The sequence below is a fragment of the Photobacterium malacitanum genome (assembly GCF_900185615.1).
In the GTDB taxonomy this organism is placed as follows: domain Bacteria; phylum Pseudomonadota; class Gammaproteobacteria; order Enterobacterales; family Vibrionaceae; genus Photobacterium; species Photobacterium malacitanum.
The window spans coordinates 69,325-80,599 of sequence record NZ_FYAK01000013.1; the positions used below are offsets into that span (position 1 = coordinate 69,325).

11 protein-coding genes and 1 rRNA gene are annotated in these 11,275 nt (G+C 40.6%); 5 read left to right on the forward strand and 7 right to left on the reverse strand.

Annotated features, from left to right (window positions below):
- The first annotated feature begins 14 nt into the window (after positions 1-14).
- From accA to PMAL9190_RS17715, 3 genes are all read left to right on the forward strand, one after another.
- Positions 15-974: an acetyl-CoA carboxylase carboxyl transferase subunit alpha gene (gene accA, locus PMAL9190_RS17705; protein WP_087846442.1), complete on the forward strand. Its 960-nt coding sequence runs from the start codon at positions 15-17 to the stop codon at positions 972-974.
- A gap of 145 nt (positions 975-1,119) precedes the next feature.
- On the forward strand, positions 1,120-2,439 hold the full coding sequence (gene tilS, locus PMAL9190_RS17710; protein ID WP_087846444.1) for a tRNA lysidine(34) synthetase TilS: 1,320 nt from the start codon (positions 1,120-1,122) through the stop codon (positions 2,437-2,439).
- A 174-nt stretch (positions 2,440-2,613) separates the two neighbouring features.
- On the forward strand, positions 2,614-3,825 hold the full coding sequence (locus PMAL9190_RS17715) for an aromatic amino acid transport family protein (RefSeq protein WP_087846446.1): 1,212 nt from the start codon (positions 2,614-2,616) through the stop codon (positions 3,823-3,825).
- Between the two features lie 93 nt (positions 3,826-3,918).
- Here the strand turns inward: PMAL9190_RS17715 and PMAL9190_RS17720 are convergent, their stop codons facing one another.
- The 7 genes from PMAL9190_RS17720 to metN form a co-directional block, all read right to left on the reverse strand.
- Positions 3,919-4,107 (reverse strand): DUF4250 domain-containing protein, encoded by a 189-nt coding sequence (locus PMAL9190_RS17720; RefSeq protein WP_087846448.1) that lies wholly within the window; start codon positions 4,105-4,107, stop codon positions 3,919-3,921.
- 3 nt (positions 4,108-4,110) lie between these two features.
- Positions 4,111-4,314, reverse strand: a complete 204-nt coding sequence (locus PMAL9190_RS17725) for a YaeP family protein (RefSeq protein WP_087846449.1) — start codon at positions 4,312-4,314, stop codon at positions 4,111-4,113.
- 185 nt (positions 4,315-4,499) lie between these two features.
- Positions 4,500-6,215, reverse strand: a complete 1,716-nt coding sequence (locus tag PMAL9190_RS17730; protein ID WP_087846451.1) for a proline--tRNA ligase — start codon at positions 6,213-6,215, stop codon at positions 4,500-4,502.
- A gap of 127 nt (positions 6,216-6,342) precedes the next feature.
- Complete coding sequence (gene tsaA / locus PMAL9190_RS17735) at positions 6,343-7,044, reverse strand: tRNA (N6-threonylcarbamoyladenosine(37)-N6)-methyltransferase TrmO (RefSeq protein ID WP_087846453.1); 702 nt, start codon at positions 7,042-7,044, stop codon at positions 6,343-6,345.
- 103 nt (positions 7,045-7,147) lie between these two features.
- Complete coding sequence (locus PMAL9190_RS17740; RefSeq protein WP_087846455.1) at positions 7,148-7,966, reverse strand: MetQ/NlpA family lipoprotein; 819 nt, start codon at positions 7,964-7,966, stop codon at positions 7,148-7,150.
- A gap of 61 nt (positions 7,967-8,027) precedes the next feature.
- A complete protein-coding gene (locus PMAL9190_RS17745; RefSeq protein ID WP_087846457.1) occupies positions 8,028-8,714 on the reverse strand; it encodes a methionine ABC transporter permease in 687 nt (228 codons plus the stop codon).
- On the reverse strand, positions 8,704-9,738 hold the full coding sequence (metN, locus tag PMAL9190_RS17750) for a methionine ABC transporter ATP-binding protein MetN (RefSeq protein ID WP_087846459.1): 1,035 nt from the start codon (positions 9,736-9,738) through the stop codon (positions 8,704-8,706). Before metN ends, PMAL9190_RS17745 begins: the two co-directional genes overlap by 11 nt.
- Before the next feature lie 291 nt (positions 9,739-10,029).
- Here metN and gmhB point away from each other — a divergent pair, with 291 nt between their 5' ends.
- Entirely contained in the window at positions 10,030-10,587 is a 558-nt protein-coding gene (gmhB, locus tag PMAL9190_RS17755) for a D-glycero-beta-D-manno-heptose 1,7-bisphosphate 7-phosphatase (protein WP_087846461.1), read from the forward strand.
- Between the two features lie 601 nt (positions 10,588-11,188).
- Positions 11,189-11,275: ribosomal RNA gene (locus PMAL9190_RS17760) — 16S ribosomal RNA — on the forward strand; the annotation flags it as partial.

Here is an 11,275-nt window from a genome sequence, read left to right on the forward strand (position 1 = left end):
GGATTTTAAGTGGTATGAGCCTGAACTTCCTCGAGTTTGAACAACCGATTGCAGAATTAGAAGCAAAGATTGAAGCACTACGTGATGTATCACGCCGTGATGAGTCTAACTCGGTTGATCTTGAAAAAGAAATTGAGCAACTAGAAAAGAAAAGCCTCGAATTAACTAAGAAAATCTTTGGTGATCTTGGTGCCTGGCAGGTTGCGCAACTCGCACGCCATCCTCAGCGCCCATATACTTTTGATTACATCGAACATATGTTTGAAGAGTTTGATGAATTAGCCGGTGATCGTGCTTTTGCTGACGATAAAGCATTAGTTGGTGGTATTGCACGTATTGATGGTCGTCCAATTATGGTGATTGGCCATCAAAAAGGTCGTGGTACTACTGAAAAAGTGAAACGTAACTTTGGCATGCCAAAACCTGAAGGTTACCGTAAAGCGTTGCGCTTAATGAAAATGGCTGAGCGTTTTAAAATGCCGATTGTGACGTTTATTGATACTGCGGGTGCATACCCTGGTGTTGGTGCAGAAGAACGCGGTCAATCAGAAGCGATTGCTGCTAACTTAAAAGCAATGGCAGGTCTTACAGTACCCGTTATTTGTAATGTGGTTGGTGAAGGCGGTTCAGGTGGTGCATTAGCAATTGGTGTCGGTGATTGCGTTAACATGTTGCAATACTCAACCTATTCAGTAATTTCACCTGAAGGTTGTGCATCAATTTTATGGCGTGATGCTGATAAAGCGCCACAAGCCGCTGAAGCGATGGGACTGACAGCTCCACGTTTAAAAGAACTTGAGCTAATCGATAATATTATCGAAGAGCCATTGGGTGGCGCACACCGTAATGTGCCACTAATGGCTAATACGCTAAAAGCACAAATTAAAGCGACCCTAGAAGAATTAGATCAGCTTGATACTGAAGCATTACTTGAGCGTCGTTACCAACGTTTAATGAGTTACGGTTACTGCTAATCGCTATTTATTCTACGTCTAACAAAGGTCAGCATAAGTGCTGGCCTTTTTTTTATATGTTTATGGTAGTCAATGCCGTTTGTTGGTGTTGGTTGATTCGGCTCTGGTATAGACTAGATGATCTGTTTGTTAAAGATATAAGCCAATGTTGTATTCTCATTTTTGTCATCAAATACTTGCCAATCCACCTGTAACTAAGCGATTAGTGTTGGCATTAAGTGGCGGGTTAGATTCACGGGTCATGCTAGATTTATTGGCGCGTTTTATTGATCAACACCGTGATTATCGAGCTCATGCGGTATATGTCCATCATGGATTGAGTACTAATGCTGATACATGGGCGCAGCAATGTGTTACTTGGTCAATAGCAAGTGGTATTGGTTGTGAGATTGAGCGAGTACGGTGTGAGTTAGGCGGTGGAGCGAGTGTCGAACAAGCCGCTCGTGATGCCCGTTATCAGGCGTTATCACTGCATATTCAATGTGGTGATACATTGCTGACTGCGCAACATGCTGATGATCAAATTGAAACGGTATTATTAGCTTTAAAACGCGGTAGTGGCCCGGCAGGGTTAGCGGCAATGCCGGTGTTAACAACCTTTGCCAGTGGGCAGCATTTACGGCCATTACTCTCTGTTAGCCGCGCAGACATAGAAGCTTATGGCGCTCAGCACCAGCTACAGTGGGTTGAAGATGAAAGTAATCAAGACCAACGTTATGATCGTAATTTTATTCGTCATCAAATAACTCCGTTGCTCAACGAACGCTGGCCAGGTATACGTAAAGCCGTTACTCGTAGTGCACATTTATGTGGTGAACAAGAGGGCTTATTAGAAGAGTTATTAAGCTTTCAGTTACAACAAGCACGACAGGCTGATGGTAGTTTGCGAATTGCTGAAAATATCAGTGCTCGTTTGGGGATGGCATTGGTTCGACAGTGGCTAAAACAACAAGCGGTGATCATGCCTTCATTAGCTCAGCTTGAACAAATTTGGTTTAACCTTGTGCAAGCAAAGGCGGATGCTAATCCACAAGTGTGTTGGCAGCAATATCAAGTACGTCGTTATCAACAGCAGTTGTATTTATTACAGCAATGGCCTGACATCAGTGATTGGCAGCAACCATTATACCTTAATCAAGACTGCCATTTGCCTCAAGAGCTTGGCGTGGTAACGCTAAAACAGACCGCCTCTGCAACCTTAAGGCCTCCCTACACTAACGAAACAGTATCAGTGCGATTTGATTACTTAGGGCCGGAAATCAAGCCTCAAGGACGTAGTGGTAAGCGTAAGTTTAAAAAATTGCTGCAAGAATATAAGGTACCGAGTTGGTTACGTCGTCGTACACCAATGCTATTTTATGGTGAGCAATTAGTTGCAGTAGCAGGGGTGTTTGTGGTGGAAGAGTTTGTTGCTACGGCTTCGACAACAACCACAGCAGTCGAGTTTGAATGGTTACGGGCATAAACGTTGAGTTATTCGTCCTAAAACAATTATTAATTCGCATATGTTAAATTTATTAACATATGCGATTGTTTAATAAATATTTATTCAGATAGATATTCTTTTGTTGCTTAAATGATCGATGCATATTATCGTACTAGTTCACTGATACGACGTAATGGCGAGAAAGGATAGATTATGAGTAAACCATCGACACTTGGAGGTGCATGCATTATTGCTAGTGTATGCGTAGGTGCAGGAATGCTTGGGTTACCAAGTGCAGGTGCTGGCGCATGGACATTATGGACGGTACTTGCGATCTCAGTAACGATGGTGATGATGACGTTATCTGGATGGTTATTACTTGAAGCATTAAAGCATTATGAGTTTAAAGTATCATTTAACACCATTACAAAAGATGTGCTTAAAGGCAAAGTCAATGCGATCAATAATTTATCGCTGTATTTTGTCGGTGGTATTTTGCTTTATGCCTATATTTCATCATCAGGTATGATTTTTGGCGGTTTACTTGATATTAACCCCAAACTCGCTTCGGTATTATTTGTGATTGCTTCTTCTGTGTTTGTGCTTCACTCAACCCGTGCAGTTGATCGAATCTCGATTTTACTGATTCTATTTATGATTATCAGTTTTGTGATTGGTATTTCAGGGCTTGCAGCTAATATCCAATTGCCGACTTTACTTGATAGTATTGATTCACAAGCAGATCTTTCTCCTTATGCACTTGCTATCCTGCCCGTGGCATTAACTTCTTTTGGTTATCATCATTCCGTAAGTACCATGCGTGATTATTACCGCGATGAAAACCGCGCTAAAAATGCTATTTTGGGTGGAACACTTATTGCTTTAACATTTTATCTGATTTGGGTGGTATGCATTTTTGGTAATTTACCTCGCACACAATTTGGACCGATTGTTGCCGCTGGTGGTAGTGTCGATGCGTTAATGACAGCATTAGGTGGAGTGGTGAACTCTAATAGCGTTAAACAAGCACTTAATATTTTCTCAATTGCAGCGGTAGTATCATCGTTTATCGGGGTCGGGCTAGGTGTATTTGATTACTTAGCTGATTTATTTGGCTTTGAAGATACCAACCAAGGCCGTTTTAAAGCTTGGGGAGTAACTTTTATTCCGCCATTAGTCTTTTCATTATTTGCCCCATTTGGTTTTGTGGCCGCAATTGGCTTAGCAGGTGCTGCCGCAACTATCTGGACTTGTATTATTCCCGCATTATTGGCTAAAAAATTACGTCAACGTCAGCCTGAACGACAAGGTTTTGTCGTACCTGGAGGCAATGTCACAGTGTATGCAGTAATAATCTTTGGAGTATTAACTGCGTGTTTCCATTTATTAGCGATGGCTGATGTACTGCCGATATTCAAAGGCTAATTGCGTCATTACACCAAAGAGATGCTATTTAATAAGTATAAAAAAACGGCACTGATGAGTGCCGTTTTTTTATTTGATGCTTATAAGTCAGCGTTAACGAAATTGCTGCACTTCTGGTAAGAAATCAAATCCGCCTGTGGCTAATTTTTCAATCAGTTGTTCACGGTCGATATCAAAAAATTTTACCAGGTTATCAAGGCTATTAAATTCATCACGAATCTTCATATTGACAATACTCATCAACATTACAGTATCCATGGTTTCAAATTTTGATAAATCCATCTATTAATCCTCGTGATCACTGATCAGTAAGTTGGCTGCCGCAAAAGCCGCTTGCTCTCGCACTGTGAGTGGTAACTCAGGATTAGCGGCAATATCATCCAAGGTTTTAATTACACACTTGATAGCGGTTGGAATATAGCCTTGATCACCACTGCCAATTTGAGAGTAAGTAACGCGAATTAACTCGCAGCATTGATAAACTTGCATGGTCTTTCCTTTGCTAAAAATATTCACCTAACATCACAATAAAATGATCTTAGGTGAAGATATTTATGGTGTTACTGAGTTGAATATTATCATAGCAGCACAACAGATAAAAAATGTTTGTGCGAGTTTAGCTATAAAAAAAGCTGCCTAAAATTGGCAGCTTTTTTAAATTACATGGTTGTTAATTAAGCCATTTTTTGCTTAAGAAAGTCCATAACATCAGCAGCCATAACAGCTTCTTTAGTACCAGTGCGACGGTTCTTATATTCCATCTCACCGTTTTCAAGGCTTCGATCACCAATCACGATAGTGTGTGGAATACCGATCAGTTCCATATCAGAGAACATGACGCCTGGACGCTCTTTACGATCATCAAATAAGACTTCAACGCCCATTGCTGTAAGATCAGCATATAGCTTCTCAGCAGCTTCTTGAACGCGCTCTGATTTGTGCATGTTCATTGGTACGATAGCGACTTGGAAAGGCGCTAGTGCGTCAGGCCAGATGATGCCGTATTTATCGTTGTTTTGCTCGATAGCTGATGCCACAACGCGTGATACACCAATACCGTAACAACCCATTTCTAGAATTGAATTCTTACCGTTTGAATCAAGGACGCTACAGTTCATCTTATCAGAGTAAGTGGTACCTAACTGGAAGATGTGACCGACTTCAATACCACGTTTTAGCATCAAGACACCTTGACCACATGGGCTTGGATCACCTTCAACTACATTACGTAGATCATCAACACGGCCAAGTTCAACGTCACGACCCCAGTTGATACCGATGTTGTGTTTACCGTCGATGTTAGCACCGGCAGCAAAGTCACTCATAACCGCAACACTGTGATCAACGATAAATGGTAATGCAAGGCCAACAGGGCCTAGAGAACCCGCACCCGCGCCAACAAGTTCACGCATTTGTTCTTCAGTTGCCATTTCTAATGGAGACGCAACTTCAGCAAGGTTTTCTGCTTTGATTTCGTTTAGCTCGTGATCACCACGAATGATCAATGCCACGATAGGTGCATCGATTTCATCAGACGCTTTAACAAATAGTGTCTTAACTGTTTTCTCGATAGCAATACCGTGTTGTTCAACCAATTCTGCAATAGTTTTTGCATTTGGTGTATCAATCACTGTCATTGCTTGTGTTGGCTGTGCGCGCTCAACAGCAGGTGCAATAGCTTCTGCTTTTTCGATGTTAGCAGCGTAATCAGATTCAGTAGAGAATGCGATTAAGTCTTCGCCACTTTCTGCAAGTACGTGGAACTCTTGTGAGCCATTACCACCGATTGCGCCTGAGTCAGCCAATACTGGACGGTACTCAAGACCCATGCGGTCAAAGGCTTTACAGTAAGCGGCATGCATTGCATCGAAAGATTTTTGTAAGCCATCTTTATCGATATCAAAGCTGTAAGCATCCATCATGCAAAATTCACGTGCACGCATTACGCCAAAGCGAGGGCGACGCTCATCACGGAATTTAGTTTGAATTTGGTAAAGGTTCAGCGGCAGTTGCTTGTAAGAGCTTACTTCGTTACGTACAAGGCTAGTGATAACCTCTTCTGCCGTAGGGCTAAGTACAAACGGACGCATATGGCGGTCAGTAAAGCGAAGTAGTTCAGGGCCCATTTTTTCAGAGCGGCCTGTCTCTTCCCATAGTTCAAACGGCTGAACAACGGGCATCAAAGTTTCGATTGCGCCTGCATTATCGATTTCTTGGCGAACGATGTTTTCGACTTTACGCAGTACACGTAGACCGGTAGGTAGCCAGGTGTATAAACCTGAAGCCAACTTACGGATCATACCTGCACGTAGCATTAGTTGATGACTAATGACTTCTGCGTCGTTTGGCGTCTCCTTCAGGGTAGAAAGAAGATATTTACTGGTACGCATTGATGGTATCCGTTATTGATAAAAGGAAAGAGAAGGAACTGATGTTCCACCCGTCAATTTGATTGACGATAGCCTGTTATATTACCAGCCTCGGCGCTATTCGCCAAAGATAACTGTGTTGAATCGATCATTGAACAGTGGTATCGATACTCACAACAGTAATGTTCGGCTCTGTAACTGTAAATTGAACATTAAAATCAAATAAATTTACTGCATAGAGCTTGCTGTCTGGTTTGCCTTTTTTATACGCAGGACGAGGATCTTGCGCGAGTACTTCACTAATAACTGCTCGATGATAGTCAGCATGTTTGCCAACTAATTGTTGCAATGCTGATGGTGCAAATTGCACTTCAAGTGTTGCTGGTTGGCTGGCCGCAAAACCACCTATTGCCTCAGGTAAACTGTCTGAATAGGGAATATAAGGTTTAATATCAATAATGGGTGTGCCATCAACCAAATCAGCACCCGCAATATCAATAATGACTTGACCATTGTTATGACGAACGCCTCGTAACTTAACCGCCGACATACCGATACCATTAGGACGAAAAGTTGCGCGGCTGGCAAAAACGCCAATTCGCTCATTACCTCCAAGTCGAGGTGGACGAACTGTTGGTCGCCAACCTGCCTCTAAGTTTTGGTCAAACAAAAATAATAGCCACACATGACTAAACTGCTCGATACCGCGTACGGCATCTAATGAGTTAGCCTTATCGTGTAAAATCACTTCACAGCGAGCACTAGGCACTAATCCTGGCTGGCGCGGAACAGCGAATTTTTCTTTATAAGGAGAGTGGACAATACCGATAGGTTCAATGCTATAAGCCATCAAATTAAGCCAATTATAAGCTGAAAGTAATTTGATAATATAACATAAAAAAAGAGTAGGCGATGAAGCCTACTCTTGATGGAGATTGGATCAATTGGCGTGATTACCAGCCTTTAACGGCACCGCCATTGAAGATAGTTTGGGCTGAATTATAGACATCGTCTGATTGGTAAGCTTGAATGAACTTTTGAACATTTTCTGCTTTGACGTTCTCTTGACGCGCGACAATGATATTGACATAAGGTGATTGCTTATCTTCAACAAATACGCCATCTTTTTCTGGAGTAAGGTTTAGACTACTCGCATAAGTGGTATTAATGATCGCTAAAGCAACATCATCTAATGAACGTGGTAGTTGTGCCGCTTCTAATTCAACGATTTTAAGATTTTTAGGATTGTTAACAATATCTAATACCGTTGCCGTCAACCCCGCATCAGGTTTAAGAGTAATTAAACCTTGTTGCTGTAATAACAATAATGAACGGCCAAGGTTTGTCGGATCATTAGGAACCGAAATTTGATCGCCATCTTTTAATTCATCCACGGATTTAATTTTATTAGAGTAGCCAGCAATAGGGTAAACGAAGGTATTACCTGCGATTGCAAACTTATAACCTCGATCTTTAATTTGCTGATCTAAATAAGGTTTATGTTGAAAGGCGTTAGCATCAATTGAACCTTCAGCTAAGGCTGCATTGGGTGACACATAATCAGTAAAGGTGACTAATTCAACATCAAGTCCATATTTATCTTTAGCTTGTTTCGCTGCAACTTCTGCAACTTGCTCTTCAGCGCCAGCCATTACGCCAATTTTTACTTTATTGTTATCAACAACAGCTGTTTCTTGGTCACTACAACCTGTGAGTGTAACTGCAGCAGCAACGCCAGCAATGGCAAAAAGATGTTTAAGATTGAACGCCATAATATTTCTCCTTAAATGGGCTTTCCCTAATGATGTAAATAATAAATAACAGCTTGAGTTGTTAGCGGTGATCAACACGTTTTACTAAGTGATCTCCAATAGATTGAATCAGTTGTACTAAAATGACCAACATAATAACTGTGATGGCCATAACCGTGCCGTCAAAACGTTGGTAACCATAACGAATACCGACATCGCCTAAACCGCCACCGCCAACAGTCCCCGCCATTGCCGAATAACTAATTAAAGTAACTAGAGTAATAGTGACAGCATTAATAATGCCTGGTAGCGCTTCAGGTAATAGCACTTTGGTTATGATTTGGATTGGGGTTGCGCCCATTGCTTGTGCGGCCTCAATGAGTCCTGCTGGAACTTCCAGTAATGCGCCTTCCACTAAACGAGCAATAAAAGGAATTGCACCGACAGTAAGTGGCACAATTGCCGCAGCAGTACCAATTGAACTGCCAACCACAAATCGAGTAAAAGGAATAATCGCAACTAATAAAATAATAAAAGGGATTGAACGGCCGATATTAACCACAATGCCAAGTATTTTATTTAAGGCTGGATTTTGCCATAAACCGTTTTTCTTAGTGAGGTGAAGAGCAACACCGAGTGGAATTCCAATAATGAAACCAATCAGACCCGCAACAAACACCATCGTCAATGTTTGTCCTAGCGCATCGATAAGTAATTCAGTTAGGCGCTGATTGCTCTGCCACCATGTTGTTATTGAATTAAGCGACATAACCTAGCACCTCAACCTGTAATTTATGATCACGTAAAAAAGAAATAGCATCATCAATAGCAGTTTGAGTACCAAAGAACTCCGCTAGCATCAAACCAAATTTGACGCCACCTGCATAATCCATATTTGAACTGAGAATACTGATGTCGAGATTAAACTCACGTGCTACTTGACTAATTAAAGGTGCGTCAACAGAGTCTCCGGTAAATTCCAGTCGAATTAAAGGATAACTGCCTGTTACTGGGGTTGAAGTCATGCGTGATTGGTAATCTTCAGGGATCGACAAATCTAAGGTTGAGCGAATAAAGGCTTTTGCTAGTGCGGTTTTTGGATGAGCAAAAATATCACTCACTAAACCTTGCTCAACTAACTCACCATCACCGATGATCGCAACTTGATGACAAATACCTTTAACAACATCCATTTCATGAGTGATCAATAAAATGGTTAGATTAAGTTGCTGATTAATTTTACGTAACAAAGCTAATATTGATTGGGTTGTTGCTGGATCAAGTGCGCTGGTGGCTTCATCACATAATAAAACTTTAGGATCAGAGGCTAAAGCACGAGCAATAGCTACTCGTTGCTTTTGACCACCACTTAAATTTGAAGGGTAACTATTACGTTTATCTTCTAAACCTACTAGTGACAATAACTCTGTTACTTTGGTATTAATGTCGTGAGCTGATATACCCGCAAGTTCTAACGGCAAAGCAATATTGGCAAATACAGTCCGTGATGACAGTAAATTAAAATGTTGGAAAATCATGCCAATTTTGCGGCGAGCCAAAGTCAATTCATTTGATGATAGCTGTGTTAAGTCAATACCATCGACAACGACATTACCTGAGGTCGGTTTTTCTAATAAATTCACACAGCGGATCAGGGTACTTTTTCCTGCGCCAGATGAACCAATCACCCCGAAAATCGTTCCTTGTTCAATCGTAAGGTTTATATCTTTTAGCGCATTAATCGCTTTCTCACCTTGATAGAACACCTTATTTACTTGTTTTATTTCTATCATTGAACTTCCTGATTCTTAGATGAAATGATTATATGACAGTGATGCGATATTGCATTAGTTGTTAATTATTGGTTATTGTAGTTAAATCATCTTAACTGCTGTTAACCTGATGCTATGGCCAATCGGTTTTTAAGTCAATAGCTATTTTTACGTCTAGACGTCTAAATGGTTATTGGCATTTATAATAGTATTGGTAATATCGTGATCATCTCTGTGAATGTGATAACTAATACTTTTCGCTGCCAACTCGTGACATAATCACCACAATATCTACTTGTTGAGGGCTTTCTTGTGGCCAAACCTGCTGTCTTTATTGATCGTGATGGCGTAATAAATGTCGATCATGGCTATGTACATACTGTTGATGATTTTGAATACATTGATGGTGTTTTTGGTGCATGTAAAAAATTCAAAGAAATGGGTTACTTACTTGTTTTAGTTACTAATCAATCAGGTATTGCTCGTGGCATGTTCACCGAAGATGAGTTTCTTAGCCTAACTGAATGGATGGATTGGAATTTCGAAGATCAAGGTGTTGAATTAGATGGTATTTACTATTGCCCACATCATGCAACAGAGGGTAAAGGTGAATATCTACAAGATTGTGATTGTCGTAAACCAAACCCTGGTATGTTGATATCTGCACAAAGCTATTTAGATATTGATATGTCAAAATCAGTAATGATTGGTGATAAAGCGGACGATATGAAAGCGGCAATTGCGGCTGATGTTGCTTTCAAAGTATTAGTACGTACAGGTAAAGCAATTACCGCAGAAGGTGAAGCTTTAGCGGATGTTGTTTTAGACAGCGTTAAAAATGTACCAGCATGGTTAGCTGAAAACGCATAATCATTATCAGAAAGAGCAATCGTTCCGCGACTGCTCTTTTTGAGTATTGATTTATTGTGATAGTTTTATTTGTGATCGCATAATACCTTCTATACCTTCTATACCTTCTATACCTTCTATACCTTCTATACCTTCTATACCTTCTATTTATATATCTAAAACACAGATTTTAAATTGTGTCGCGATTAATAATGGCAATGTATAGACAGAACCCATATAGCAATAGCTTTATTGTGTTTAAAAAATAGATTAAAAATTGCAGGTAGATTAAAAAAAAAGCAGTTGATTGCTTGGGGGTAAAAAAACTATTGTCAGCCAATAAAATCTCCCTATAATGCGACCTCACTGACACGGACAACGGCGCAAGCGGTTACCGAAAGTCAGGATGTTCTTTAACAATTTGACCATGCAATCTGTGTGGGCACTCGTTGAATAGTTAAGTCGAAAGATTTATCAATGATACTAGTGACCAATACAAATAACTCCTCTCATTATAGAGAAGGATTATTTGGCACAGTCAATTCAAATATCATTACTAGCTTCTAGTAATCGATATTTTAACAGTATTCATTGAGCCGTTTCGAAAGAAACAACAAAACTTTAATTGAAGAGTTTGATCATGGCTCAGATTGAACGCTGGCGGCAGGCCTAACACATGCAAGTCGAGCGGTAACAGATTGATAGCTTG

What these genes read in the sequence shown, in the direction of transcription:
- accA (WP_087846442.1), top strand. Translation starts at nt 15, where the DNA reads ATGAGCCTGAACTTCCTCGAGTTTGAACAACCGATTGCAGAATTAGAA.
- tilS (WP_087846444.1), top strand. Translation starts at nt 1,120, where the DNA reads ATGTTGTATTCTCATTTTTGTCATCAAATACTTGCCAATCCACCTGTA.
- PMAL9190_RS17715 (WP_087846446.1), top strand. Translation starts at nt 2,614, where the DNA reads ATGAGTAAACCATCGACACTTGGAGGTGCATGCATTATTGCTAGTGTA.
- PMAL9190_RS17720 (WP_087846448.1), bottom strand. Translation starts at nt 4,107, where the DNA reads ATGGATTTATCAAAATTTGAAACCATGGATACTGTAATGTTGATGAGT.
- PMAL9190_RS17725 (WP_087846449.1), bottom strand. Translation starts at nt 4,314, where the DNA reads ATGCAAGTTTATCAATGCTGCGAGTTAATTCGCGTTACTTACTCTCAA.
- PMAL9190_RS17730 (WP_087846451.1), bottom strand. Translation starts at nt 6,215, where the DNA reads ATGCGTACCAGTAAATATCTTCTTTCTACCCTGAAGGAGACGCCAAAC.
- tsaA (WP_087846453.1), bottom strand. Translation starts at nt 7,044, where the DNA reads ATGGCTTATAGCATTGAACCTATCGGTATTGTCCACTCTCCTTATAAA.
- PMAL9190_RS17740 (WP_087846455.1), bottom strand. Translation starts at nt 7,966, where the DNA reads ATGGCGTTCAATCTTAAACATCTTTTTGCCATTGCTGGCGTTGCTGCT.
- PMAL9190_RS17745 (WP_087846457.1), bottom strand. Translation starts at nt 8,714, where the DNA reads ATGTCGCTTAATTCAATAACAACATGGTGGCAGAGCAATCAGCGCCTA.
- metN (WP_087846459.1), bottom strand. Translation starts at nt 9,738, where the DNA reads ATGATAGAAATAAAACAAGTAAATAAGGTGTTCTATCAAGGTGAGAAA.